The 26,492-nt window shown below is 59.5% G+C and carries 26 protein-coding genes and 3 tRNA genes; 24 read left to right on the forward strand and 5 right to left on the reverse strand.

Annotation, left to right across the window (positions count from 1 at the left end; all coding sequences use genetic code 11):
- Window positions 1-515: 515 nt before the first annotated feature.
- On the forward strand, window positions 516-1,490 hold the full coding sequence (locus ACIA73_RS08900; protein ID WP_399437648.1) for a hypothetical protein: 975 nt from the start codon (window positions 516-518) through the stop codon (window positions 1,488-1,490).
- On the opposite strand, the gene ACIA73_RS08905 is transcribed toward ACIA73_RS08900, so the two are convergent.
- Window positions 1,480-2,001, reverse strand: coding sequence for a sigma factor-like helix-turn-helix DNA-binding protein (locus ACIA73_RS08905; protein ID WP_399437649.1), 522 nt, complete (start codon window positions 1,999-2,001; stop codon window positions 1,480-1,482). The two genes, ACIA73_RS08900 and ACIA73_RS08905, sit on opposite strands and share 11 nt — an antisense overlap.
- A 394-nt stretch (window positions 2,002-2,395) precedes the next feature.
- Between ACIA73_RS08905 and ACIA73_RS08910 the strand changes: the two genes are divergently transcribed.
- The 6 genes from ACIA73_RS08910 (at window position 2,396) to ACIA73_RS08935 (ending at window position 3,880) form a co-directional block, all read left to right on the forward strand.
- Entirely contained in the window at window positions 2,396-2,731 is a 336-nt protein-coding gene (locus ACIA73_RS08910; protein ID WP_399437650.1) for an HNH endonuclease, read from the forward strand.
- Between the two features lie 54 nt (window positions 2,732-2,785).
- Window positions 2,786-2,859 (forward strand) — tRNA-Met (locus ACIA73_RS08915).
- 142 nt (window positions 2,860-3,001) lie between these two features.
- A tRNA-Ala gene (locus ACIA73_RS08920) sits at window positions 3,002-3,075 on the forward strand.
- Window positions 3,076-3,154: 79 nt separating this feature from the next.
- Window positions 3,155-3,230 (forward strand) — tRNA-Pro (locus ACIA73_RS08925).
- 60 nt (window positions 3,231-3,290) lie between these two features.
- On the forward strand, window positions 3,291-3,461 hold the full coding sequence (locus ACIA73_RS08930; protein WP_399437651.1) for a hypothetical protein: 171 nt from the start codon (window positions 3,291-3,293) through the stop codon (window positions 3,459-3,461).
- Complete coding sequence (locus tag ACIA73_RS08935) at window positions 3,458-3,880, forward strand: hypothetical protein (protein ID WP_399437652.1); 423 nt, start codon at window positions 3,458-3,460, stop codon at window positions 3,878-3,880. Before ACIA73_RS08930 ends, ACIA73_RS08935 begins: the two co-directional genes overlap by 4 nt.
- Here ACIA73_RS08935 and ACIA73_RS08940 read toward each other — a convergent pair.
- A complete protein-coding gene (locus ACIA73_RS08940) occupies window positions 3,877-4,023 on the reverse strand; it encodes a hypothetical protein (RefSeq protein ID WP_399437653.1) in 147 nt (48 codons plus the stop codon). The two genes, ACIA73_RS08935 and ACIA73_RS08940, sit on opposite strands and share 4 nt — an antisense overlap.
- 372 nt (window positions 4,024-4,395) lie before the next feature.
- On the opposite strand from ACIA73_RS08940, the gene ACIA73_RS08945 reads away from it, so the two are divergent.
- The 17 genes from ACIA73_RS08945 (at window position 4,396) to ACIA73_RS09025 (ending at window position 24,598) form a co-directional block, all read left to right on the forward strand.
- A complete protein-coding gene (locus ACIA73_RS08945; RefSeq protein ID WP_399437654.1) occupies window positions 4,396-5,625 on the forward strand; it encodes a hypothetical protein in 1,230 nt (409 codons plus the stop codon).
- Window positions 5,626-5,634: 9 nt separating this feature from the next.
- Window positions 5,635-7,074, forward strand: a complete 1,440-nt coding sequence (locus ACIA73_RS08950; RefSeq protein ID WP_399437655.1) for a phage portal protein — start codon at window positions 5,635-5,637, stop codon at window positions 7,072-7,074.
- Window positions 7,075-7,144: 70 nt separating this feature from the next.
- On the forward strand, window positions 7,145-7,666 hold the full coding sequence (locus ACIA73_RS08955; RefSeq protein ID WP_399437656.1) for a hypothetical protein: 522 nt from the start codon (window positions 7,145-7,147) through the stop codon (window positions 7,664-7,666).
- A 152-nt stretch (window positions 7,667-7,818) separates the two neighbouring features.
- Entirely contained in the window at window positions 7,819-8,775 is a 957-nt protein-coding gene (locus ACIA73_RS08960) for a hypothetical protein (protein WP_399437657.1), read from the forward strand.
- Between the two features lie 11 nt (window positions 8,776-8,786).
- Complete coding sequence (locus ACIA73_RS08965) at window positions 8,787-9,371, forward strand: phage gp6-like head-tail connector protein (protein WP_399437658.1); 585 nt, start codon at window positions 8,787-8,789, stop codon at window positions 9,369-9,371.
- Window positions 9,372-10,071: 700 nt separating this feature from the next.
- The gene (locus ACIA73_RS08970) at window positions 10,072-10,431 is read left to right on the forward strand and encodes a hypothetical protein (RefSeq protein WP_399437659.1); all 360 of its coding nucleotides are present in this window, start codon (window positions 10,072-10,074) and stop codon (window positions 10,429-10,431) included.
- Window positions 10,432-10,505: 74 nt separating this feature from the next.
- On the forward strand, window positions 10,506-11,111 hold the full coding sequence (locus tag ACIA73_RS08975) for a hypothetical protein (protein WP_399437660.1): 606 nt from the start codon (window positions 10,506-10,508) through the stop codon (window positions 11,109-11,111).
- A 74-nt stretch (window positions 11,112-11,185) separates the two neighbouring features.
- Window positions 11,186-11,479 carry a hypothetical protein gene (locus ACIA73_RS08980; RefSeq protein WP_399437661.1) on the forward strand — a complete coding sequence of 98 codons (294 nt, stop codon included), beginning with the start codon at window positions 11,186-11,188 and terminating at the stop codon, window positions 11,477-11,479.
- A complete protein-coding gene (locus ACIA73_RS08985; RefSeq protein WP_399437662.1) occupies window positions 11,479-11,892 on the forward strand; it encodes a hypothetical protein in 414 nt (137 codons plus the stop codon). Before ACIA73_RS08980 ends, ACIA73_RS08985 begins: the two co-directional genes overlap by 1 nt.
- Before the next feature lie 9 nt (window positions 11,893-11,901).
- Window positions 11,902-16,614: a transglycosylase SLT domain-containing protein gene (locus tag ACIA73_RS08990; RefSeq protein WP_399437663.1), complete on the forward strand. Its 4,713-nt coding sequence runs from the start codon at window positions 11,902-11,904 to the stop codon at window positions 16,612-16,614.
- 9 nt (window positions 16,615-16,623) lie between these two features.
- Window positions 16,624-17,622, forward strand: coding sequence for a phage tail domain-containing protein (locus tag ACIA73_RS08995; RefSeq protein ID WP_399437665.1), 999 nt, complete (start codon window positions 16,624-16,626; stop codon window positions 17,620-17,622).
- A gap of 8 nt (window positions 17,623-17,630) precedes the next feature.
- Window positions 17,631-19,259: a hypothetical protein gene (locus ACIA73_RS09000; RefSeq protein WP_399437666.1), complete on the forward strand. Its 1,629-nt coding sequence runs from the start codon at window positions 17,631-17,633 to the stop codon at window positions 19,257-19,259.
- A gap of 7 nt (window positions 19,260-19,266) precedes the next feature.
- Window positions 19,267-20,340, forward strand: coding sequence for a hypothetical protein (locus tag ACIA73_RS09005; RefSeq protein ID WP_399437667.1), 1,074 nt, complete (start codon window positions 19,267-19,269; stop codon window positions 20,338-20,340).
- Window positions 20,341-20,474: 134 nt separating this feature from the next.
- Window positions 20,475-23,111, forward strand: a complete 2,637-nt coding sequence (locus tag ACIA73_RS09010; RefSeq protein WP_399437669.1) for a glycosyl hydrolase family 28-related protein — start codon at window positions 20,475-20,477, stop codon at window positions 23,109-23,111.
- A gap of 70 nt (window positions 23,112-23,181) precedes the next feature.
- A complete protein-coding gene (locus tag ACIA73_RS09015) occupies window positions 23,182-23,457 on the forward strand; it encodes a hypothetical protein (RefSeq protein WP_399437670.1) in 276 nt (91 codons plus the stop codon).
- A gap of 122 nt (window positions 23,458-23,579) precedes the next feature.
- Window positions 23,580-24,320, forward strand: a complete 741-nt coding sequence (locus ACIA73_RS09020; RefSeq protein ID WP_399438035.1) for a peptidoglycan-binding protein — start codon at window positions 23,580-23,582, stop codon at window positions 24,318-24,320.
- Between the two features lie 104 nt (window positions 24,321-24,424).
- Complete coding sequence (locus tag ACIA73_RS09025) at window positions 24,425-24,598, forward strand: hypothetical protein (protein ID WP_399437671.1); 174 nt, start codon at window positions 24,425-24,427, stop codon at window positions 24,596-24,598.
- A 447-nt stretch (window positions 24,599-25,045) separates the two neighbouring features.
- Here the strand turns inward: ACIA73_RS09025 and ACIA73_RS09030 are convergent, their stop codons facing one another.
- The 3 genes from ACIA73_RS09030 to ACIA73_RS09040 all read right to left on the reverse strand — a co-directional run bounded on the left by ACIA73_RS09030 (window position 25,046) and on the right by ACIA73_RS09040 (window position 26,458).
- The gene (locus ACIA73_RS09030) at window positions 25,046-25,375 is read right to left on the reverse strand and encodes a hypothetical protein (RefSeq protein WP_399437672.1); all 330 of its coding nucleotides are present in this window, start codon (window positions 25,373-25,375) and stop codon (window positions 25,046-25,048) included.
- Between the two features lie 37 nt (window positions 25,376-25,412).
- A complete protein-coding gene (locus ACIA73_RS09035) occupies window positions 25,413-25,733 on the reverse strand; it encodes a hypothetical protein (protein ID WP_399437673.1) in 321 nt (106 codons plus the stop codon).
- A gap of 380 nt (window positions 25,734-26,113) precedes the next feature.
- On the reverse strand, window positions 26,114-26,458 hold the full coding sequence (locus ACIA73_RS09040) for an Lsr2 family protein (RefSeq protein WP_399437674.1): 345 nt from the start codon (window positions 26,456-26,458) through the stop codon (window positions 26,114-26,116).
- Window positions 26,459-26,492: the final 34 nt, after the last annotated feature.

The following is a 26,492-nucleotide window of genomic DNA, read 5'->3' on the forward strand; positions in this document are numbered from 1 at the left end:
ATTCTCGGCCCTACGTGTGCGTAATAGGTCCTCCGCGCGCTCCCCAGAGCACGGAGGACCCTCCTGCATGGTCTTGCAATCAAGCTATCCCCAGCTCACATCACCCGGGGTGCTGGCTGGCACAGGCTCAACAGGGGGCTGTGGGGCCTCTACAGCAGCATGTGAGGTCTTCTGCCAACTCACGTCATCAGCGCTTGCCACCCCCGTCGCCCCAGCAGTCCCCAGGACCGCCAGCGCAATAACGGCGACCAATTTGCTACCCAGCCTGCTATGCATCTGCAACTCCTTCGGGGCATATGCCCCTAGATACACTGAGTGTTACCTGCGTAGGATCCGACAACTCGACTCCGACCAAGGCTGTTGGGAACCCGCAGGCCACCGGAGTTCTGCGCCTCCGATGCCCTGCCCCTCCGAAGGGACTTGGTCACATTCGGTAGCCTGGGGGCACTGCACAGGGAGTGGCAAGCGTTTGCAGGGGTCACATGTGTCCGCGCACAAAAAATAGGGGGCCAGAAGTGGGCGAAGAGGACATTGAGATGGTCGACACCGCCGACGCACTAGAGGCGATGGCCTTGCTCAAATCTGGGGCATACCCGCCGCTAGATCACCCGGGAATCAGCGACCTTGTCAGCCTGGGTGTGCTGAAGCGGCAGCCCATAGAGGGCCCTGACCATATGCCTTACGCCGTGCTGGATCCATTGGACGTGGGACAGCGTGTCCTCGAAGCCCGCCTAAAGAAGATTGTGGCAGACGCTGAGTCGGCGGCGAAAATCCCGGCAGTGTATGCCGCCCTGGCTAGAGTCAGAGAGGCCGAATCCGCAGTTCCCGGTATTCATTTTCTAGCAAACTCGGGTGAAGCAGACAACGTCATTGCTTCCGCCATGGAGTCCGCCAGAAGAGTTTATGCAATCCATAACGACGGAACACCGAGAAAAGAATCGAACCTGAAGGCGCGTCTACCTATTGACCTTGAGCAGGCCGATAGAGTTCAAGACTGGCGTGTTATTTACACGCGTGCGCACAGGTCAAACAAACACTTGGCAGACTGGGGCAACCAGTTGGCCCCAAAAGGCGTCGAGATCAGAACCACGCACGAGCAAGTGCATCGAGTCCTCATCATTGACGACCAAGCATTGATCATGGACGTCACAAAAGATGTGGAAGACCGGTCCGCCTGGCACATAGAGATTCCGTCGATTACGGAATGGATGGCCGGCTATTTCGAAGCGCTTTGGAAGCGCTCAGAACGATGGATAGGTGGCGGAGTGGGCCCCATAAGAGGGGAAACCATCAGCTCGGACACCAGCCGACGCATCATGCATCTCTACCTTGAAGACAAAAACAGGGCCGAAGTAGCGAAGGCCATGGGGGTGCATCCCACCAGGATAAACCAGCTCTTGGAGCCGCTATATAAGAGTCTGGGAATCAAGAATCTACACGCGTTGCTTGCTTGGTTCGTTCAGAGCGAGGAAAGACACCTCAGCCCTTGAGCCTCGCCGCCCCATTGAGGTCACACATTTCCTGGGCCTTGGCAGGATTCCATGTAAGCAATCGGCGAACTTGCGGGCCCGGCTCCCCCATGATGTCGGGCCACGCAACTACCAGATTGGCCGCATCTGAGCGTGGTTCGTAAACGAACTTCTCACCCTCGCGAAATGAAACCACCTCGCCCTTGAGGAGGCGATTTATCAACGTCTTACGAGCGGTGAAATCCTCCATCGAAACAGACCTGCCATCTAGCCATGAGACGTACCCCCTAAGGCCTTTGTAAATATGTAGCCGCAAAAGTGCAGGCCTTGAAGGCACCGATGAAAGATCCCATGGCAACAGGTCGACAATCACGGGGAAGGTCTGCCGACTAACAACCTTCCCTTTCAGTCGCTGTGAAACAGCCTGCCTCGACACTCCGTAAGCATCTGCGATTTGTTGATGGGTATAGCCAGCTACGACAAGCTTGATCAATGTATTGTCGTCTTCAGGAAGATCACTGCGGCTTCTCACTGGGGCCTCTCCGTCACCAAACGCCCAGGCAGGACGCGCCGAGGATACATGTCCAGGCAACTGGCTAGCAACGCAACACCGTCCGTAACGTGACCTGCATCACACTTTCACCCAGGCTGTCCCAGCAACCCCCAGGGGACACCAACGTACTTAGTGAGATCAGTTAGAAATTAACTAACTCCTTAGATACCTATTGGATACTAAGAGTTAGAGACCTAATCTAATAGAAGTAGACCTGTTACTAACTGTTTACAGAATTTCTATTGACTTCCCTCCTGTTGAACTCCCTGTAGATCTTCATAGATCCAGGTAGAGAGCCAGGGTGGGACAGTGGCCCCGGCGCCAGATCAGTACCCGCCGGGGCCACCACCAACCACCTAGGGGGTGAGGGCCAGTGCCTAGAGCTGCCTCAATCTGTTACCGCCCCGGCTGTCCTCGCCGAACACTCCGCCTCGGCCGCTGTGCCCTTCACGCACCGCCGGCACAACCCTGGGCCAGGACAAGCGCCAGGAACCAGGACCGGACCCAGCACCCCGTATGGCAACGGAGGATCAAACCCCGGGCCCTGGCCCGGGATGGCTGGGCCTGCGTCGCCTGCGGCTCCAGAGAGGCCCTGGAGGTCGACCACATCATCCCCATCGCCAAGGGCGGTGAATGGTCCTTGGAGAACGCACAGACCCTCTGCCAGCCCTGCCACAGGAGCAAGACCCTGAAGGACAGGCAGCCCTAGAACGCCCCTCCCTTGTGGGGAGGGAGCCAGCAGGCCCCCTTGAGGGTCTGCCCCGCCTCATTTGCTCAGCTTGGCAGAGCGTCGCCCTCATAAGGCGGAGGTCCCTGGTTCGAATCCGGGATGAGGCACAGGGAGTGATTCACGGTCTTACTCCCTCCAAAAACTCTTCCCGTGCGCGCTTTCCGGTACAGCGTGGAGAAACCGGCTTAGTCATGGGGGTAGCTCCCCCAGTGCTCAGAGGCTGCCTAGGCCAAGGCAAGAATGTGAGCGGTGTCCATCGTCTAACGGTAGGACCCCTCCCGTGCAGGGAGGAGATGCCGGTTCGAATCCGGCTGGACACACCACTACAAGGCAGCCGCCCATCAGTAACCACGGCCAACGGCCGTGCCGAACGGGGTTGTAAGCCCGCTGGCTTGTAGTCCTCTGGCTGTAGCTCAGTTGGTAGAGCACCCGCTTTGGGAGCGGGAGGCCACAGGTTCGACTCCTGTCGGCCAGACCACCACTCAGGCCCCTCCTCCCCCGGAGGGGCCTTCTTCATGCCCACAGGAGTGATGCCCCCATGCAGCAGGACCAGGACCACCAGGACCAGGCCGAGGAGTACGAGGCCCTGCCGGCACCTCCTACCAGGGCGGCTCAGCAGCGCTCATGGCGACAGGAGGCCCTTTGGGACCTGGAGGAGTGGAACGAACTGCACCACGGGGCCCAGCCCCTCCCTGAGGTGAGGCTGTGACCAGAGGGCCCCGCCCCAAGGACAACGCTGTACGGCGGAACGCTCACCCCTTCGCCCAGGCCCTCGCCGACGAGGCCCAAGAGGGCCGCGAACTCCCCAAGGCGCTCGGAATCAAGACCGGCGGGGCCAAGAGGTTCTGGAAGACCTGGAGCACCTCCCCCCAGTCAGCCGGATGGGCCGAAACGGACTGGGCGGAACTGGAGCTGACAACCAAGTTGGTAGACGCCCTGTATCAGGGGGATTTGAAGCTAGCCGGAGAGATCCGCCAAAGGGTCGCCAAGTGGGGCGCGACCGTTGAGGACAGGGCTCGGCTCCGTATGACCCTGGAGAGCCCCGAGGGAGACCCTCAGGAGGCCCAGGAAGTGTCTCAGGCAGTCGACATGGATGAAGAGCTGTACAAGCTCCTCAACGGCTCTTAGGCCTCTTTGCAGTCCTCATGCGGCTGGTCAAGTGGTGCTGCCTTTACGAAGTTGAAGGCTACTTGGAAGACCTCTCCGCACTCCTCGCATTCGTACATCGCATAGGCAGACATGATGTTTCCTACGGGCTTCTCATTCTCCATAGGGCAAGTCTAGTTACGTAGGGGGGTGGTCGTCTCGCAGACGGGCAATCTTCCTTCAGAAGTACCGAAGCCTAACGAGACTCTCGGGTATCAGATCATCCGTTGGTGCCAGACGTACATTGTCCATCCTGACGGCGACCGTGCCGGCGAGCCCTGGCAGTTCACCCCTGAACAACTCAAGTTCGTCTTGCACCTCTACCGGGTCACCCCAGATGGGGGGTGGGCCTACTCAGCCGCAACGCTCCGCAGAGCAAAAGGCTGGGGCCTAGCAAGACCCCCCTTCTCGCAGCCCTCGCCATTGTCGAGTTCCTTGGACCCTGTCGCTTCAGCCACTGGGACGCCTACGGCCTTCCCGTAGCAAAGCCTGTTCCCTTGCCTGTAGTTCAGATCGGCGCCACGGCGCTTGATCAGTGTGAGCAGACAATCGACTTCATACGAGGGATGCTCTCTGAGTCTCCTGCTGAGTCGGAGTACGGGCTGGAGATCGGCAAGAGCGTCATTCAGTTCAAGAGCGGTAAGCCTGGAAGTATCAAGCCAAAGGCGACCGCGGGGCGAACCAACGAAGGGAATCGCCCAACTTTTTGCGTCATGGACGAATGCCATCACTGGGTTGGTTCGACAGGCGGCCCAGAATTCTTCCAGACCTTGAAGCGGAATATCGAAAAAACCGCCAAGGCTGGTAGTCGGTGGATCTCAACGACCAATGCGTATAACCCCAATGAAGATTCCGTTGCTCAGATCATCCACGAGTCTGACATGGTCTCTAAGGGCTATTGGCTGTACGACTGCCTAGAGGGCGCGGTCTCCCCTGAGGAACTCAGGGATGAGGCCAAGGTTCGTGCGGCCCTTACAGAGGCCTACGGGGATGCCTCGTGGGCTGACATCGACGGTCTGACTCGTACGGTCCTCTACGACCGTACGACGCCTGACAGCACCTATCTGCGCTTCTTCTTCAACGCTATTGCGGAGTCGTCAGACGGCTGGATGTCCAAGTCAGAGTGGGACGCCTGCTTCTCTGAGGACAACCCGATTCAGGATGGTGACCTCATAGCCGTCGGCTTTGATGGCTCAATTCGAGGCGACGCCACGGGACTTGTTGGTGTCCGCCTGAGGGATGCCAAGTGCTTCGTGATCGGTGTGTGGGAGCGCCCCAAGAACGCTCACGATGACTGGGAAGTCGACGTATTGAGCGTGGAAGCGGCTGTAGCTGACACCTTCCGGAAGTACCGCGTTGCGTGGATGTACTGCGACCCGCCCTACTGGCAGGAAAACATTGGCCGTTGGGCCCTTGAGCACGGGGATGACACCGTTTTTGAGTTCTGGACGAACAAACCTTTGAGGATGGTTCAGGCAACTGAACGCTTCCGGACTGCTGCCATGGTCGGAGACCTCAAACACGATGGGGACTACCGCCTGACTCGGCATGTTCTCAACGCAGTTACCCGTGAAGTACCTCAAGGGTTGATGATCCAGAAAGACAGTCCACGTAGCCGACGCAAGATAGACCTAGCCGTCTGCGGAATTCTGGCGATTGAGGCTCGCGCTGATGCAATCGCAGATGGGCGAATGACCATACGACGGAGCCGTGTAGTGGGCTTCTAAGGAGGCCCATTGATTGTTCCCCCAGCCGGAGGCGGCTCCTTCATAGGAAAGCCTGAGACTCCGCAACAGTGGCTTATGTATCTCCATGGGAAGCTGCCGGGACCTGCCCACCCTTCGCAGATCTACTCTCAGTACTATGAGGGTGAACAACAGAAACTAATGTTTGCTCAGTTGCGGTACAAAGCCGCTTTCGCCGAAGTCTTTGAGCGGTGGCGGGACAACTTCTGCGGCGTCGTGGTGGACGCAACGAGCGAGCGACTGCACGTCGACTCATTCCGGATTCCAGGTGAGGACGACAACGCGCAAGCCCGCGACTTCTGGCAGCGGTCTTCCATGGACGCCTACTCCACCTCTGTGCACCTGGAGGCCCTCATCACAGGGACCTCATACGTTCTGGTGTGGCCTGACGATAAGGGCGATCCCCGGATTACGCCTGTCTCGGCCGACCGTATGGCAGTCAGCTACAAGGCTGGAACGCTTTGGGAGATAGAGGCCGCAGCCCGCTTTGAGCCCGACCCCTGGGGCCGGCAGCAGGTGACGCTATGGACTGAGGACTACGTCTATGAGATCCCCTACGGCGTTGACTCCTGGGACCAGGGGATCCGGAGTACGAATCCTCTAGGCACCATTCCCGTGGTCGCATTTCAGCGACGCCCACGGCTTGGCCGTCAACCCACCTCAGTTCTGGTCAACTGCGTCCCCATTCAGGACGCGATCAATAAAACCTTGATGGACGCTCTCACCGCCTCTGAGGCGGCGGCCTACCCCCAAAGGTATGCCACAGGTATTGAGATCCAGGAGGACGAGAACGGTAATCCCGTTGCTCCGTTCCATGTTGGACTAGACAAACTCCTCCAAGCAGAAGACCCTCAGGCCCGATTCGGATCCTTCCCGGCAGTTGATCTGAGTAACTACGTGTCCCTCGTGGACCTTTTGGTTCAGCACCTTGGCGTAACGTCGAGGGTCCCCAGTCACTATTTCTTGGTGAACTCGTCCAACTCCCCTTCTGGTGAAGCCATCATCTCCGCTGAAGCTGGGCTAGTCGCACAGGTCAAGGAATTGATGCTCCACTTCGGAGAGTCCTGGGAACGTGTCATCCGCCTGTGCTTTGCGGTCATCGGTGACGCACGTCAGCACGCCTTCGAAATGGAGACCCGTTGGCGTGACTGCGAGTACAGGACTGAGGCCCAACACATCGACGGGCTATTGAAAATGAAGCAGCTTGAAGTACCCCTAGAGGTTCTCTGGGGAGAGGCAGGCTTCACCGCAGCCCAGATCAGTGACTTCCGCGAAATGCGGAAAGCCGACGCCAAGGCCTCCGCCGAGATTCAGGAGCTGGGGCCACAGCCCCAGCAGGACCCTGCGGCGCTGGAGGCCAAGAAGGCGGCTTCCAAGCCACCTCAGGGCAACTCAGGGAACGTCAGCAGGAAGCTCCACGAGGCCAAGTAACCACCTTCAGGCGCCAGGGGAAACCCCAATTGGCTCCCCGGTGCCATTGACCCGAAACGGACGGCACCAAATGACTGAACAGAACCAAACTCAGAATCAGACCACCCCGCCCACCTCCGAGTCCGTCCCTGATTCGGCTGCACTTCAGGCTGAGGTGGAGAAGTGGAAGGCGCTGAGCCGTACCAATGAAAAGCGCTGGAACGAAACTAGTACGGAGCTTGATCAGTTCAAGAAGGCATCTATGTCCGACCAGGACAAGGCTCTTGAAGCTGCGCGGACAGAGGCGCGAAATGCGGCTCTCTCTGAGGTAGCAACCTCCCTCGTTGAGGCAGAGATTCGCGCCCAGTCCGCCGGTGCCGGCATCAGCGTTCCCACTGAGTATCTGGACTTCTCCCGGTTCCTCACCGATGAGGGAAAGGCCGATACGGGGAAGGTCAAGACCTTCGTGGACTCCCTCCCGAAGCCGAGCACCCGACCCGTTTTTCCCAAGATCCAGGGTGGAACCAGTCATTCCCAGCCCGGCAGCACCCAGCCAACTTCCATGGACCCCACTGAGCTTGCGGACCTTATCGCGGGCGGGCGGTTCATCTAACTTAAGGACTGCCTTTGCCTACTACGCATCACTTTAATCTTGACCCAAAGCAGGTCACCATTGCGGCTCTTGGCCTCTTGGACCGACAGCTAACCCTTGGCGGGCTTCCGGCCCGATATTCCGAACTCTCTTTCACTGGTGGCCTCGGTGACGTGATCAACGTCAATCGAGAGTCGCGGGGGATTCCCGTTCAGGCAGCGGGTATCTCGGCTCCCATTGCGAATCCTGTGAAGGGTGACAAGAACCTGTTTGCGGCTGCGTCGGATCGTCCTCTTCCAACGACTGACCGACGGGCGGCCAACGGATTCATCCGCGAAAGCCGCTTTCCTGTTCAGCTTACGACCTTGGCCCAGAACGCAACTACTCTGAGCATGGAGCAGGTTGCCTTTGACCTTCGCCAGTTCGGCTCTCAGGTACTGACCAAGCTGACTCGGGGTTTTGCCGAGTATTTTGATGACACGACTGCGGCTTTCATTAAGGCCAATATCAACCGGAACGGCCTGAGCGCAGCCGCTAAGAAGGCAGTTGGCGGAGACATCGCAGTGACCATCCCTACTGCGGACGGCACTCCTGCGAACCTCACGGCCCGCGCCCTTGGTATCCGAACCTCTCTGGTGGATGCCCGTATGGCTCTGAGTCTGGCTCAGGTGCCGGCCTCTGAGCGGTATCTCATCGCAGGCCCTGAGGTAGAGGCCATCCTCCTCAAGGATCCTGAGTTCGTGGCTGTTGATTACTCGGGCGACACCAACGCCCTTCGCAGGGCAATTGTTGGCCGGATCTACGGTTTCGACATCGTGATTCACAACTCCTTCGGCCTGGAAATGTACCTCTTCCACAAGAGTGCAATGCTCCTGGCTTCTGCCTGCCCTGCTATCCCTATGGGTGCTGTTGTGGGCTCGACGCAGAACATCAACGGGATTGCTACTCGGATGCTCGTGGATTACGACTACGGCCTGAAGGCCGACACGGTTGGTCTCGACACCATGTATGGCCTCGCTGTCGTCAATGAAGACCCTGACTACGCAGTCCGGGGAACGGTCATCGGGGAGGCCTTCGTACGAGGTCTGAAGATCAGCATCACCGAGAAGGCCCCGACCGGAGGCGCCTGATAGGAGGCGCCTTGCTTGCCACAGTCGATGATGTAACCGCCAGGCTCGGGCGCCCTCTGACAGCTGAGGAGGCTCTCAGGGTCCCCGCCCTCCTGGCGGACGTGACCGGCCTAGTAGAGGACCACTGTGGGCGGGACTTCACCCGCCACCAGGACCAAGTCCTCAGCCTCCACTCAAAGGGCGGGACCGTCCTTCCTGTCCCTGGGCGGCGCACTACCTACCTGACTGTCTCTGCCGTCCACCAGGACGGCCAGCAGCTCGACGGCTGGCAGCTCGCCGGCACTCGGCTACTCCGGGATACGGAATGGCCCCCGGGACCTGTAGAGGTGACTGCCTCCTGGGGATACATCGAGATACCTGCCGCTCTTCGAGCCGTCGCATGCTCGGAGATCATCAGGTGGCTTGCCCTCTCTCCTGGCATCGAGTCGGAAAGAGTCGGAGAGGTCGAAGTCAGGTTTTCGGGCGGAGGCGTCTCCCTCTCCTCCGCCACCAGGTCCGCCCTCCGTCGCTACAGGCGGGCAGGCCTGGCCAGCATTCCGCTAGAGCGGGAGCCCTCCATCATCAGCAGGTGGGAGGCCAATGCTCCCCGGTACTGACCTCGTGCACATCGAGGTGCACAGAGCCCCAGTGACTGACTCCGCCTACACCTCTCGCCCCGACTGGGACCAGGCCGTCAGAGTCTGGAGGGGAATGGGCTCGGTCCAGCCGGACCGAACCTCTGAATCCCCAACCCCCTCAAGGGCGTTGACCCAAGAGCGACTCTCGGCCTGGCTCCCCCTAGAGGCCTCTGTCGAGGCCTCAGACAGGCTCCTGGTCGGCTCCCTCTGGTACGAGGTCGACGGGGAGCCACAGAGGCACACACAGACCTCACGGAGGCACACACGCCTCACGGCCTGGAGGGCAGTCAAGTGACCCCCTCCCGAGTCAAAGTCGTCTTCCATCGTGGATGGGAAGACATCGCCTTTCGGTCTACTGAGACCAAGTCCCTGATTTCCCTGCATACAGCCAAGCTCACAGCAGCAGCCATCAAGCAGGCGCCCAAGAGACTCAGGAACAATTCCTACACCGCGACCAAGAACAACATTGAAGGATTCGTCGAGAATTCTTACCGCGGCTGGTATGGAAATGTAATTGTCGATCGAAATTCGAGAGTACGTCACGCCCTGCTGACTGATCGCGGATTCAGTGACCGAGGGGGCCGCCGGCACCCGGCAAGAAAGTGGCTCAAGGCCGCTCTCTTGAAACAGCGGATTGAATAGGAGGCAGCCTCTGAGAATCGATCCCGTTGACATCCTGGTGACCTACCTCAGGACCCAGCAGGACATTCCGACAGAAGCCCCCAAGGGCGACATGACCCGCCATCAAGTGGGAGATACCACGGTCTACCTGGAACACAATGGCGGTTACCGCGTCGTCAGGGACTCTGCTGACAGGGCTGACATTGAATACGACGTGTACGCCCTGGACCGCAAGGCCGCCGTGGATCTGGCCTACCTCGTACGGGAGAGGCTTCTAGAGGATCTCCCTGAGACCTCCCTCCTGGGCTGTCTGGTCCTGGACGTGGAAGAGATCTCCTCCCCGGTGTACTACCCGGATGACTCCTCCCGAGAGCACATGTACGGCGGAGAGGTGGCCGTGTACATCGTCGCTGTCTGACTGCCCCTCACGCATATACGCAGGCCCCCTCTTTGGGGGCCTTTTTCATGTCCCCGATCAGAGGAGGCCTCCTCTTGGCCAACGACGCTAAGAAGATCAGGTTTGCACCTAACGGAAACATTTATATTGCTCCCGCTCCGGTTGACGGAGCGACCGGTGGCACGGTCGTGCCGATTGATCTGGGAACGGTAGATACAGCCCCTGCCGGCTACAAGGCAGTTGGATACGCGGACGAGTCGGGCGTGACCATCACCCCTGCCGTGGAATCGAAGCCCGTCACGGCCTGGCAGTCAGCCGTACCAATTCTGTACAACGTGGAATCGGCGAGCTTCTCTGTCAAGGCTACGTTGATTGAGACCAACGAGCTGACCACGGAACTCTTCTTCGGTGCCCAGTGGGAAGAGGTAAAGGGCCAGGACAACACTCCAACGGGGATCTTCCGCCTGGACCTCTCCTCCACGCCTGAGTTCAAGGAAATTTCGATTGTGGTCGATTGGAATATGGCCGCTATCCGGTATCGCTGTGTCATCCCTCGGGCCATGATCTCCGACCGTGGGGCAATTCAGCTCCAGCGTTCCGAGAGTGGCAAGTACGAGCTGACTCTAGAGGCGCTGGACTTCCAGGGTCGGCTTGGCTACCTCCTGACGAATGACGACATCATTCCGACTGCTAAGCCGTAAGGCCCTTGCCGGGGAGGCCCTAAACCCCCGGCGCCCAAGCTTTCCCCATCTCCCTCTTCCTCCCTGGAGATCACATGACCGAGCCTGCTAAGAAGACTGCTGCCAAGAAGACCACGGCCCAGAAGGCGGAGGCCTTGGCCGAGTCCACCTCCTTTGAGTTCAACGGCATTACTTATACCTTTGGTGACTTCAAGACCTGGCCTCTGGAAGTGCTGGAGACCGAAGACGAGATTGAGGCAACTCGCCTTATTCTGGGCGAGGATCAGTGGTCCGCCTTCCGGAGTGCCGGCCCAACTATCGGCGACTTCTTCGGTCTCGCTGAGGCCATGTCTGCGGCCAAGGGCGAGGACGCTGATTCGGGAAACTGATGGCTGTCCTCCGGGTGGTGCACGAATACCCGGAGGAACTAGAGGCTGATTTGCTGGAGTACTTCCAAGTCGATCTACTCGACCTCTGGAGAGGATCCCTCTCCCTGCGCCGTGTAGGCGTACTCATCAAGTCCCTGATGGCCAAGCATGGCCGCTCAACTCTCCTTCTTGCTATGGATGAGCGGTCTCGGTGGGCTGAGTCTGACTACCTCCTGGCCCGCATCAGTGATGCCATGGAGCTAAGCAACTTCATCGCCATCAAGGCGAACGCTGAGGGCGCTGAAGATCTCGAATTTCCCTCACCTGTCCCACGCCCTGGAGACCCCGAGCCTGAAGACACTATTCCCACGCCCTCCCGTATGTCCTCTCCGGATGAACTCACGGACTTCTTCGGGCACATGAACAGCCTCTAGGAGGTCCGTATGGCAGAGGGCAGGGCTCCCATAAAAATTGGGACCGGGTACATAGAGATCGTCCCCAAGGCCACCACGAAGGACATGGCGGATCTTCGCCGGAAGGTAACTTCTGAGCTGGAGAAGATTGGTGCCTCCGCCTCGAAGGTCATGAGTAAGGCCGCTAAAGACGGACTCCAGTCCCTTCCCCGGGACTTGGCAACTCAGGCCAAGAAGGCAAAGGCAGCCGTTGAGAAAGAGGCTGTCGACACCAAGAAGACTCTGAACCGTATTGAGAAGCTGATCACCCGAGAATACGGGGAAGAGGCGGGCAGGCGGTTCCGGGAATTCCAGAAGCTCGAAGTCAAGAAGCGCAAGGAGCTGGAGAAGACCTCAGCTGAGACCCGCAAGGCCTTGGGTGACGCGGTCCGCCTGGAGGAGAAGGCCAACAGGGACAGGCTCCAGTCCGCGACCCGCCTTGAACGTGACCGCCGGCGCATCGTGAATCAGGCCCACACGGAGGCCTTGAAGCTGCTGCGGGACCAGGAGCGGGCCGAGGCCCGCGCCTTCCAAGAGCGTCGACGGATGCTCAATCAGGCTCACGGTGACGCTCTGCGCCTTATGCGGGATGAGGCGCGTCAGCGGCGTCAGGTGGTGAACCAGGCCCACTCAGATGCCCTCCGCATGATGCGGGAGGAGACGGCAGCCCGAAGGGCCGCCACACAGGCTCAGATAGCCGAGATCCGCCGTATGGCAGCCGCAGAGCGCCAGTGGCTGCAAGCAGGCATCGCCGGACGGCAACGGCATATGGCCGACCTCAGAACTCAGATGACGGCTGCACGACGGGATATCACTGCGACGTCCAACACAACTGCGGGATTCCTAAAGCGTGTTGAGACCGGAATGAAGAAGACTGGTACCTGGTTCCATGAGCTGGGGACATCCGTGGTGGAGGCCGGAAATCTTCTGACAACCAGGTTCCTGGCTCCTCTCGCCGCTGCTGGAGCGGCACTTACCGCCATCGGTGTTAAATCTGCGGATCAGCGTCTCTTGGGACAGCTTGGCCTTGGTGCGGCCGGTGTAACGCCTTCTCAGTCGGCCAAGCAGATGAACAATATTCAGACCTACGCGATTGATACTCCCTTCAGCATCGACGTAATGCACGAGTACCAAATGAAGCTGATCAGGTCCGTTGCCGGCGCCGACAAGAATTGGTACGGCAAGGGTGACAAGCGGACCAAGGCAGCGAACTCCGCTGCCGAGAAGACCACTGACCTGATCATGGCTATTGGTGACTCGATGGCTCGTGCGGGAAACCTGAATCCTGAACAGTTCAGGCGTGCTATGTACGCGATGGACATGATTATGGATATGGACCGGGCCCCTACCCGGTCCGTCAAGCAGCTTGCTGCCGCGTCAGGTATGCCAGCCTCTGAGCTTGCCAATCTCCTTGGGTTTAAGAATTCTCAGGAAATGTGGAAGGTCATTGGTACACCTGCTGCCAAGGGCGGCGGCGTATCGGGTACTCAGATCATGAACTCGATGCTTAATTACTGGGACCCTGAGAAGTACGGTGAAAAGTACGGCCCCATGCGTGATGGAGGCTCCGTAGGCTCTGCTGAGAAGATGACCAGTGAGACCATCACAGGCCGCATTCAGCAGATGAAGGAGCTTGCTTCCTTCAAACTGGGAAACCTCTTTGTAGATGAAGGCAAGGGCGGAGCCTACGCGTACACCAAGCTTGGTGAAAAGCTGATGGGCAAGCGGGTTCCCCAGTACAGCCAGGACAAGTTTGGTGGCCAGTACGTCAGTGGGTACAGCACTGAGGGCGGCCTGATTGAACAGGTCCAGGGCATGGGCGAGAAGTACGGCCCGGACATCAAGAAATTCCTTGGCCTCTTCCTGGACTCGCTGAAGAATTTCATATCAATGGTCGACCGTGTGACCACCTGGTTCAGGGATAGCCAATTCGCAGGCATCACAGTTGCCCTAGCAAAATTCCTGGTGGAGTGGGGCCCCCTCATTCTTGCCGTAGGCCTTCTCTCAAAGCTCATCGGCAAAATTATTGGGGTGGGCGGTCGTCTCCTGTCCCCCCTCCGCGTCCTTGGTACGGGTGTGACCCAGGGAGGCCGGGCAGCAGCTCGCACCCGCTCTCAGCGCCAGGCCCGCTCTGCTGCACGCACCGCAGCTCAGTCCCGGGGGGAGTCCCGCCGGGAGGTCACCCAGGCAGGCCGCCAGGCCTACCGGGAGCGTCGAGCCGAGAACCGCAGTGGAGACAGCCGGGGACCTGTGGCCCGTAGTCGTGACTCGCTCCTGGGCGTATCCGTCGGAGGAGATCAGCAGCGCCGACAGTTGGCGGAGCTGGACAGGCAGATGGAGGAGGCCAGAGCGGAAGCGGCCCGCCTCCGGGACGAGCTGCGACAGGTCAATGAGCAGTCCCTCAGGAGCATTCAGCAGGCACTTGGAGGCTCAGGGGGCAACTCGGTTCAGGGGGCTGCCAATCAGGCTCAGAATGCCTTGAGGAACACAGTCACTCAGGGAGTCCAGCCGCTGAACGGGGCCAACCTGGGATCCCTCCGCCAGGAGATTGACCAGGCGGAAGCCAGTGTTCGGAAACTGAGCAGTGAATTCGACCAGGCGAAGGCCAAGGCCGACAACCTCAACGGGGCTGACCTGGGGAAGATCTACCGGGAAATCAATCTCCTCGGCGTCGCAGCCGAGGAAGCCGGCAAGGACATCACCAGCGTCGAGACTCGTACAACCAACCTGCGAAACAAGGACGTTGGGCCTGTCACGGAGTCCTTCCGAGGACTGACCAAGGCTGCCAAGGACTCCGCCGACCAGATCGGCATTGGCACCATGAGCGCCTCTGTCTCCGGGCGGATCGAGAACCTCCGAAAGCGTCGACTGACCGACATCATTGGCGAGTTCGAGAAGCTCACGGCTGCTGCCCAGGACACCTACGTGAAGGTTGGGCAAGGCACAGGAGCAGGGTCGCTTGCGGGCCGTATAGGGCTCCTCAACGGCCGTTCTCTGAAGTCCATCAAGGGCCAAGTGGACGACCTGGCCAAGGCTCTCAAGCGGGCCAAGGATGAGGGCGATGGTCTTGATGGGGCTCTCGACAGGATCGGGAAGAAGTCCCCAGGAGGAGGGGGCGGAAGTTCTGGAGGAGGCAAGGGGAAGGGCAAGGGGAACAGAAATGCCCGAGGTGGTGTTGCCACACAGGCTGATGCCTCCCGGTACGGGGTTCTCCCCGGCTATTCCCCTTGGGTAGACAACATCCCCTCAATCCTCTCCCCTGGTGAGTCCGTTCTCAGGCCTGAAGTCACTAGCCACCTTGGCGAATCCACAATTAACACCTGGAACGAACTGGCCATCCGGGGTCAGCTTTCCCGCAGGGCACGGGGCGGAGTCGTTGGCAGTAACGGCGGAGGCCGTCTAGGACTCGACCAGCTCTCACGAATGATGGAAATCACCAATGAGATGCCTCGAATTGGGTCCGCGGTTGTAAAAACAATGCGCCTGGACGGGACTTCTGATGCCCTTGGCGGCAGCACACAGGCGGGAATTCTCGGCACAGGGACTAAGGCTTCGGAGGTCACGGGTAAGGCCGGAGCGAAGAATTTCCGGGGCGCCTATGACTGGATGTCCAAAGATATTTGGTCCTTCCTCAAGAGGGCTCCAACTCTTGTAGGCCAGGCGGCCGGTGCTCTCGGCGGTGCTCTTGCCCCTGTTGCGGCTGACTACTTTTGGCCGGATGTTTGGAAGGGCTCCGGGAACATCGTCCAGCGTGGCGAGCGCTTCATGGGACACATCTTTTCCATGGACACTCTTGGCCGAGTGGTGACGGATCTTCTCGGAGGAGTCTGGGAATCCGGCAAAGCCATCTGGGATGTTGCATCAGACCCAATAGGCTCCCTCACGGGGGCCGTAAGCACAATCTATGAAACTGTCGCGGATGACATCAATGGTGTCGTAGGAATGGTCGACATGGTAAGGGATCTCAACGGAATCTCCCTCCCCTACGCAGACCGTGTGAGGTCTGAGTTTATGGATAACGCCGAAGAGGCGATGCCCAACACAAAGGGCCTATTTGACTTCGGACAGGATTCAAAGGTATCTGCGACACAGAAGGTGCCGTTCGACGTTGCAGCCGTTTTCGGCAAGCCGAATGCTGGCAGCAAGGTCACAAGGTGGACGAATGTGGTTCTCCAAGCGCTCTCAGCTCTCGGACTCCCTCCCAGCCACCTGGGTCTGATCCTCCACAGAATCGGTGTGGAGTCCGGCGGAGACCCCAATGCAATCAACCTCTGGGACTCCAATGCAAAGGCGGGACATCCGTCTCAGGGTCTGATGCAGACCATCCCCAGTACCTTCAACGCATATGCCGGGCCGTATAGAGGTCTGGGAATCACCAATCCGCTTGCATCGGTCTATGCGGGCATCAATTACGCCCGCAGCCGGTACGGCTCCCGATGGACTTCCGTCCTCGCAGGAACCACGGGATACGCCACAGGCACCCTTTCCGCCTCACCTGGTCTCGCCATGGTCGGCGAGAAAGGCAGGGAACTCGTTGACTTCGGTGGAGGAGGCGCCAGGGTCTACAACAATGACGAAACTGAGGCCCTCCTCAGTGGCGGCAAGAAGTACGAGATCCACATTCACGAGGCTCGTACGGAACCGACACCTCACGCAGTAATCCGAGCGCTCCAGCAGGCGGAGGCCCTTTACAGCACACTCTAAGGAGGTCTCTTGCCTATTCCGGTAAGGGTGGTACCGACTCGGCCACCGGTCGTGTACCCGGTACCGCCCACCCCGGTCCTTTGGGACCGGACAGCAGTCAGCATTACAGGGGCCAGCGGTGCCGGCGAGGAGATTCCCCTCACGGGCTTCACAGGGAGGGCCTGGCCCTCCATCGTCATGCAGGCCGGGGCCACAGGTCTTGATATGCCGCCCTACGCGATTTTCAGTGACGATTCGCCGAGTCTCGACGGATCCATTTACCGGTCTTCCCGGACCACTTCCAGAGAGATTATGATTCCGCTCTATCTGTACGGGGTCGACAGGCAGACCCTGAACGCCCTCAAGCGGAAACTCTTTCAGGCACTCAATCCGAAGCGCGGTTTCTGTGTTCTGAAGTTCACCGAGGGCAGCGGGCAGGCCCGCCGGATATCGGTCTATTACAAGGATGGATTGGACGGGGCCGAAGGCGTTGACGTATCAGGTTTCACCTGGTGTAAGTATGCTCTGCTGCTCACCGCAATGGATCCCTGGTTCTATCCCTCCGCCTCAGAGTCCACACGGTGGGACTTCGGGACAGGACTTCCCTTCCTCAGTACCTCCCGGAAATTCTTCCCCATGCAGATCAGTAGGGGGACGATGGGAGGGCCTGGCAGTGAGTACCTGGTATCCAATCCGGGGGATGAGGACGCCTGGCCCGTCTGGGAGCTCACGGGGCCTATCAAAAGCTTCTCTCTCACCTCTCCAAAGGGAGAGGTCCTGAAGGCTGCCCCTCCTGACAACGGAATCGACCTTGTACCCGATGGCCGAGTCATGGAGATAGACACCAGGCCGGGAAAGAAGACTGTCAAGGATGACCAGGGCATGAACTATTGGGCTGCCCTTGATGCCAACCCCTCTTTCTGGCCGATCGAACCGGGCGACTCCAAGTGCTCAATTTCCGTGGTCGCCGGCAGTGGCAGAGCTTCCGTCCGGCTTGCCTACACCCCTCGCTACGCGAGCTACATTTAGGAGGGTCATTGGGCTACCGGGTTGAGGTATTCGACAGAGCCAAGAAGCGAGTAGGGGAGATCGATACATGGATCTCCCTGGACTTCACAGTCAGATGGTGTGCAGAAGGAATCTGGCAACTCCTCATCAAGGATGGGACTCCTCAGGCCGACCTCATCGAGAAAGGCGGCGGGGTAGCCATCTGGCAGGAGGGTGTTTCTGAGCCTCTTCTCAGTGGTCAGGTGGATCAGTACCAAAAGTATTGGACCAAGGTCCAGCACACGGGACCCGGTTCTCTTTACATATCAGGCAAGTGTCACAACCGGTTGGCATACAGCCGCCTGGCCTTCCCTGAGCCCGCCTCTCCCATTCCAAGGCAGTACGCAGGACGTAGTACCCGAGCTGTTGCCTCAGGTGCCGGCTCTGCCATCTGGTCTGAGCTGAGTTCAGCTCTGGGGCCTTCCGCTCTTCCTGATCGCAGAATCCTGGGCCTGAATGTCGGTACGGATCCTCAGTCAGGAGGGAAGGTCACAGACAGCCTGAGGTACGACGTGATCGGCACCAAACTTGAAGAGTGGTGCAAGGCACGCGACTTGGGATACCGGTTCATTTACAACGCCGACAGTCAAGAGGTCGACCTCAAGGTCTATGCCCCTCGGGACCTGTCCAGGGAAATCCGCTTCAGTCCTGAGCTGGGGAACCTTCGGGAATACATCTACACCCTGACTGGCCCTCGGATCACAAGAGTTGTTGTGGCCTGCCAGGGCGAGGGCAGCGCCCGCTACATCTGGCAGTTGATCGATAGCGCCTCTGAGTCCGAGTGGGGCACGTCCTACGAGCAGTTCGTAGACAGACGAGATGTGCCCTTGAAGACCTCCCCCACCGGAGCCCCCGAGCTGGTGACCACCACAGGCTCAGACGGTTTCGAGGACATCGGGCAGAACCCCAGCGGCGCCGACTGGACTCCCTTGGTCATAGCCGCCAGGAAGACGCTCACAGGCGCCGAGACTGCGGCTCAGAAGGCTGACGAGACGCACGACAAGGCCAAGGGGCCGTACAACCAAGCTGTCAACGCCCTAGAGGACGCTCAGGGAGCCGTCACGCGGGCGAAGAAGCGGCTTGCCGATGCGGATACCGCAGCCGAAAAGGCGGCGGCACAGAAGGCCCTGGATGAGGCTGAGACAGACCTAGGCAAGGCAACCACAGCGCACACGAAGGCCAAGGGGGATTTTGATACCTCCAAGGCTGCGCTGACGGAAGCCACATCAAATCTGACTGCGGCTAAGAACGCACTCAAGGCCGCCCTGACAGCGGCAAAGCCCGTAGCGGTTGAGCACTACCTATCGGTGATCCGAGAGGCAGCAGAGGCAGCCCTCAAGGAGGGTGAGAAGTCGGGGAACTTCCAGGTCTATCCCATTGACACTGACTACTGCCAATTCGGCAGGGACTATTTCGTGGGTGACAAAGTCACTGTCGCAGTCGACGGCACCGAGTACGTAGACATAGTGCGCGAGGTGTCCATCAACGTCGATGAGGCAGGGAAGACGAATGAGGTAAGTCCCAAGATCGGGCAACAAGGTTCCGGGGAGCCTCTGAATCTGTACAAGACCGTGTCTGAGCTTCAGAAGAAACTCAGGCGACTAGAGGCGAGAATGTGAGGCCCCATTGGCTGAGATCAGCTATCCGTTCAATGCAGACTCTGCCAGTGGCGGAACTTCTGTTGTGTCTCAAACGCAGTGGCAAGAAATGGCCCACATGTGGGGCGGAGACAGGGTTGATTTCCAGCTCACTGCCTCCACCTACTCAACTGCGGCCCTGCCCTTCAATGGGCGCGTCACCAATAACCGGTCCGTTGAGATCCAGCCGGGCAAGGCCTTCGTGGGAGGCTTCTACTACCAACTCACTGCGCCTCAGGCTGTGTTGGTCGCTGCCAACGCGGGCGACAAGGCCCGGAAGGATCTGGTGGTGATCCAGGCTGACTCTGCCAAGGGCTCTGTGAATCTGGCGGTTCTCCAGGGTGCCCCTGGCGCTACCCCCGTACCTCCTCAGCCCCGCCGCAAGGCTGGCGGGCTCTGGGAAATGCCCCTCTTCCTGGTGGACGTAGCCGCCCGCAATGCTTCAGTGACCGTCACTGATGTGATGCCCTACAGCACTCCCCCAGCGGCTAGTTACCCCTGGAATGTGGTCGACGGAGCAAGGTTCCTGCCCCGGGGATCCCTTGTCTATGACGCGGACTCGAATACCAATGACTCTCAGCTAGAAGGGTTTGTGGGGCGGGATGGCTATGTGGTCACTCGCCACTTCGGAAAGTCCCGCACCTATATCCCCAGTTTCATGAACGGCCAGACCCCCAACGCGGTCAACCGTAAGGGCCGTTACCGGTGGATCGCCCCGAATACGATCTACTTCAGCGCGAGTATTGAGAACCCCACCAACGCTGACATGTGGCTTTACAAGGATCAGTGGATCAGGGGTATCACCCTCCCCGTTGACGCCTGCGGCCTTACTGGTCAGGTTTTCACAGGTCATCTGAACAACAACAACAAGGCCAACCAGACGCTGCCCAACTTCGTATCTGTCACAGGGAAGACCTCCACCGGAGGAAGTCAGGGTGCGGTGTACCTCTACATTCCCGGCTTCAAGAATTCGGGGCAGGGTCTTGATGCTCTGGCAGTCCTTCCCCGAGGAGCAGTCCTCACCATCTCAGGCACCTATGAGGCCAACGAATTCAAGGAGTGATCCGCATAGCTAGATATCTGTATGGCGGTACAGCCGCCGATGCGGCGGAGGACTCCGCTGGTGTCCGTGCTCCTGGCGCTCGTGGATCCGTCTGGGACGGACTCTCCGCAGGAGCTACCCAGCTCACTGACCTGATGTCCCTCGATGACGTACCTATGGCCGAGCTGGTGGCTGACGACGCGGGCATGGTGCCCGCCTTCCGGGGCCCCGACGGAGGCCCTGAGCGGGTCTACGTGGACTTCGGCGGGGGCCGCGTCGCCCTGGTCCCCGATGTGAGTACGGTCCTCCGTGATCACCAGGCCGCGCCCGATCCGCATGGCACTGCGGCCACTGTCCTCGGTGACATCCAGGCTCGTGCCGGCGCCCCCGGAGGCCTCGCCACTCTCGACGAAATGGGACTCGTCCCCCTGGCCCAGCTCCCAGAGGGAATCGGTAGCGGCGGGGGTGGCAGCCGACCGCCGGTCGACTGGATCAACGTCCGCTCCTACGGAGCCAAGGGCGACGGGGAGACCGACGACACCAGGGCGATTCAGAGGGCCATTGATGCCGCAGGCATCGGCGGAATCGTGTACTTCCCCAAGGGAATCTATGCGATCTCTGCCCCTCTCGACCTCCCCAAGGGTGTAACCCTCATGGGATCCCACTCAAATCTCATGGTGGGCCCTGGCATGCTGGACGAGGATTTCCCCTGCTACATCCAGGCCCTCCCCTCCTTCAAGGGCATAGCGATGATCACCATCATTGGCCAGGACGACGGGGAACATCCCGCGATCAACGGAGAGCAAAGACTTTTCAATCTGATGCTGGACGGATCCCGCCTTACGGCGGGGTTGACTGACGGAATTTACAGCCGCGGGAACGTCCAAAATGTTGTTCTGAGGGATGTATGCATTCGGAAGGTTCCGAACAACGGAATCATCACCGCATCCAATCCCGGGGGAGAGTGGCCCTATTCATGGCGCCTTCATTCCGTCATGGTCGACAACTGCCGTGCTAATGGCATCGTCTTTGAGCGACAGACTGACCTCAGTCTCATTGACTGTCAGGTGATCGGCGTATCCGCCGTAGGAGTCAAGCTTTCGAACTGCGCCAATACCATTTTGATGGGCTGCCGAGTCGAGTGGACCGGATCCCATGGCTACCACTTCACCGGTGACTGGGGGAACTGGCCTGGCTCTGGGGCCATGACTATGACTGCCTGTTCCACCGACAGATGCGGCCATGACGGAGTCAGGATCGATGCCACAGGTAACGGACCCTTCCTGATCAATGCCCTGATGACCCGTAGGGACGGACGTAACGGAGGGCCAGGAGGCGGAGGGTACGCAGGCCTCTCCCTCATGGGTCGAGCCCCCGTCGTCGTCCAGGGCGTGACCTGCTACCCGGGAACGGATGACCAGGGCACGGCCACCACGAGCCCCCAGTACGGCGTACGGATCTCCAAAGCCCGTGATGTCCAGCTCGACGGGGCCTACCTGCATGCGGCCCTGAAGGGCCTGTATGACGACGGAACGAACGAACGCGTACAGCTCGGAACCAACATCACGACAGTCGCCGGCACCAACTACTCGGAGGCCCGTACTCAGCTCCATACCTACGCCAAGACTTCTCAGAGCGACTACACAGCCAAGGGCATCTATGTTCCGCCCTCCTGGGGGGAGTTCTGGAAGCCCAAGCGGGATGCTGCTGCCACTGGAGGGAAGGCCCGAATCATCGTTGTCGGAGGCTCTGCCTCACAGGGTTACTTTGCCTCCAACCTTCAGACAAAGGGATGGGTGGGTGAAGCCAGGACAGCCCTTCAGGCGAAGTATGGAAACGGCGGATCCGGGATGTTCACCGCTTCCCGGTCCATGTCCTGGGTGGGCAAGCCGGACACTGTGCCGGCCATCACTGAATGGCTGGCTAATGGCTCTGCGGCTGCCCAGACTGGTACTTGGTCGACTGGAGCCAGCACCTACGGTCCAGGTATCGGCTACGTCATCACCGATACCACCGGCTCCTCCATGACGTTCAAGGTCACTGGCTCAACTGTCAAGATCTACACGCTTACTGGCCCTACCGCGAAGGCCGGATACATCTACAAGATTGATGCTGCTGCGCCTGTGACTGTGGCCAATGGCGGGGGCACCACAGCGGCTGTTCAGACGACCACTGTCGGAGGCCTCACGCCGACTGAGCACACGGTGACTCTCACCTGGAACGGAACTGCTCCGGGTACGGGTCAGTACCTCTCAATTATGGGAGTCAGCGGAGAGAACGCCTCAGGGATCGTCGTTGACAATCTGGCTAAGGCAGGAGCTAAAGCCTCTGACTATGGCGATGCCACAGACGCAGGCCTTAACGCCGTTTGGAACGGCGGAAAGATGTTCCCGGCAGATCTTGTCATCTTCACGGCAGGCCCTAATGACGCCTCAACCGGTACGACTGGAGACGCATGGGCCAACTCGGTTGCCCGGTATATCCAGGCGGTCAAGAACGCCAACAACGGATCCACTGACGTAATGCTGATGCTCCCTCACTTGGGGAAGCACGATACGACCAACTACCTCTACCAGGACTACGCACAGCGGGCCCGAGGGCTGGCGGAATCCTACGGGGCAGCCTTTGTGAACATGTGGGCTATCGGTCGAAACTCCTGGGACTTCTGGAACTCCCTCGGCTACTGGGGAACTCCGGCCGCAGCCGGCCAGGCGGGTACCAATTCTGTGCACCCCTCGGATCTTGGTTACGCCCACATGGCAAACCGGATTACCCCCATCCTCATGTCCTGACCTCACCTGAAACGACACAGGGCCCCGGCTGATGCCGGGGCCCTCCTCATGCTGCCCACATTGGAGGCCTATGGACCTCTCTCAAAGCACAACCCTTATTGCCTGCCTGGCAACCGTCTCCGCTGCCGTAATCGTGGTCATCGCTTCTCTCCGGACCAATACCGCGAAGGTCTGGCGGGAGGAAGCGGAAGCCCAGAAGGAACGAGCCGACAGGCTTGCAGGAGACCTGACGGAAATCAAGAACCGTCTTGCTCGGATTGAGTCCGAGAACGCCCGGCTGATAGGGCTCCTGACTGCTCTCGACCCTGCCCGGCTTTCTCTCGTACGACTCACACAGGAGGACTGATTTTGGATACACCAATGACCGCTGAACAGTTTGTGAAGGCCCTCAAGACTGAGGGTGTCACTGTCAAGGAGCATCCCGGTTGGAAGACCCATAACCGGAATCACAAGGGCTCTTGGGGCCCTATGCACGGAGTGATGATCCATCACACCGCAGGGTCTGACTCCCTGAATTTCTGTTTCAACGGATCGACGGATCTTCCGGGGCCCCTCTGCCACACCCACCTGAACAAGGCGGGTACCGCCACGATGGTGGGTAACGGCCGAGCGAATCACGCTGGGACCATTGCTCAGAACGCATTCGATGCCGTCCTGAATGAGTCCAAGACTCACCCAAAGCCCGGTGCCTCAGAGCCCGTTGACGGCAATCGGCACTTCTATGGGATCGAGATCGAGAACCGGGGCGACGGAAAGGATCCTTATCCATCGGCCCAGTACCAGGCGGCTGTCCGCTGGGCGGCGGCGATCTGTCGCCATCACGGTTGGTCTGCGGACTCTGTGATCGGTCATGGGGAGGGCACTCGACGGAAGGTCGACCCCTCCTTCCCGATGGGCCAGTTCCGCAAGGACGTAGCGGCTCGCCTGGCCGGCAAGCCCGAGACTCCCAAGCCCCCGACCAAGCCAAGTCTTCCCCTCTTCCCTGGGAAGGGGTACTTCCGTCCTGGCGCCAAGAACAGCCACGTGACCGTTCTCGGCAGGCAGCTCGTAGCCAAGGGCTACGGGCGGTACTACTCCCAGGGTCCTGGGCCCTCCTGGACCAACTCCGACCGCACCGCAGTACAGGCCTTCCAGAAGGCTCAGGGCTGGACTGGGACTGATGCGGATGGCTACCCCGGTCCCTCGACCTGGAGTCGTCTTTTCTCCTGACGGAGACCCCTTTAGACCCCTCGATTCACCTATCTATGGAGTGGTGCTCTATCAACATCCTTTCCCAGCATGCTGTTCGTATCTACGCCGTTGCCACGGCGCTCATGCCTCTGCTCCTGGTCCAGTGGCCGGAGCTTCCAACCGTCGCCCTCCTGGCGCTCATTGCTGCCGTCCTCGGTGTGGGTGAGGTGGCTCAGCGGGTCGAGAACACCAAGACCCGCCGGGCCCTCCAGGAGACCCCTCCTGCGACCCCTCAGGGTGACGTCAACTGGGGCTGAGGCCCTGGTGACCTGACCTCCGGAAGTACGTCATGGAAACGTGGTCCTGGTTCTCGGGCCTTGCAGCGCCTGACCTGCTCTGAGGCAACAAAAAAGCCCCCTCCCGAATGGGAGGGGGCTTTTTTGCGTTACGCCTCAGTCCAAGCAGGCCGGTTGCTTCTTGCCGGATCCGGTCCGCACTGACAGGGCGAGTGCCCGTCACTCTGGCAGGCGTGACACGGGGCCTGATGCCACTCCCTCGCCTCTTCGGGGTAGTCCCTGCGGCAGTTAAAGCAAATCACTTCCTAGCCCTTCTTTGGTTCCAAGTCTTAGAGGTTTGGGTTCAGCGACTTGAGCCCATCTGAGAAGTCTCCAAGGGTGGTGACCAGTTCATCCCAAGCACCATCCTTGTCCTCTGTTTCGAAGTCACTAGGAGATTCAATCATCTCTTCCATCTCGTCCAGCTTCTCAGTGAACTCCCCCCCATTTATCAGTCAGGCCGGCGACGGGATCATCCTCACTGATGAACGCCTCCCAGGCGTTCTGTACAACCTCAAGCCGCGCCGTATAGGCGTTAGATGTGAGGCCCTGGGAATTCAGTTCCTGTGCGGCGGTAACCAGCTCAGAAAGTTCAGCTCCAGCGCCTTCACGAAGAGCGTCGAGCTTCTCCGCCAAAGCCTCGATGTGCTCATACGAGGTATCTTCGAAATCCTGCTTCCATTCACTGATTGCCTCATAGCTAGCCTTGCTGCGCTTACGCTTGCACAGCTTCTCAATGCGCTGAATCTCAGAACCCATCAGATTCCCTTCCCTTCCTCGGTCCCACTCTCGGGATCTAACTCAGCCTGATGGCGTCCGCTTCCTGAGCATCTTTCCTGTAGGCAGTAGCGTAGCGCTCTCGGTCTGCTTTGATACGGGATTCAGGAGAAGGGGCGTCCTGAGGGAAATCACCCTCCCTCTCCATGTTCTTCAGGAGGATCAAAGCTGCATCCTCCATGCCCTTAGCAACTTGCTTGACCCTCGCAAGAGAGGCCTTCTTGCCAGGGTGATACCGCTCACTGTTATGGACCAGGGACCAAGCCGCAGTCACAATATCGGCGTACGTTCGATTGACTTCCTCTACAAGCCCACCATGTAGGTATCGCCGTTCATTCATGGCCCTCCCCATTCCCCTTTCTCATTCTGCCGTGCCAGCTGCCTTTTGGCCTGATTCTCTTTGGGCCACGCTCAAGTACTCCGGGGCGGTGAGGAGACCATTTCGCTCAGTGCCCTGATTACCCTGCGCCTGTGCTGAGGCCCCCTGCCTCTGTTGCCCGCCGTCCTCTTCTGCTGTTCCTCGTAGTCCCTCAACAGCTCCTCAGCATCGCCCCTGCGAAGCACTACCGAGACCCACTGTGTAGTCACTCTCCTGACCGCCCTCTCTAGCCCATCCTCCCTCAGCAACCGCCCCACTGGGGGCGGTTGCCGAAGGCGCTACGGAGAAGGCCCCCGCCATGGTGGCGGGGGCCCTAATACTCGTCCTGCTAGTGCTGGAGGTCAGGAGTTGGCCTTCTTGTAGGCCTCCTGGATGGCAGCAGGGATGCGGCCCCTCTCGTTCACGTTGTGCCCGTGCTTCTTGGCCCACTGACGGATAGCCGCCGTGTCACTACCGCCACCCGTGGAAGCCTTGCTGCTGCCACGGGTGACCCTGCTGGCAACCTGCTTGCCCCCCGTACGGCGACCGTTCTTGGTGTAGGGGTCCAGCAGCCCCCGGAGCTTCTCCGCATTCGCGGTGGTGAGGTCGATCTCAAAGGCCTTGCCATCGAGAGAGAAAGTCACAGTCTCGTTCGCCTCTCCCCCATCGATGTCGTCAATGAGGAGGATTTCAACCTTCTGCGCCATGATCTTGTTACCTTTCAAGGTGCTGTCTTAGTGC

This window comes from Streptomyces sp. NPDC051561 (assembly GCF_044454195.1).
GTDB lineage: Bacteria > Actinomycetota > Actinomycetes > Streptomycetales > Streptomycetaceae > Streptomyces.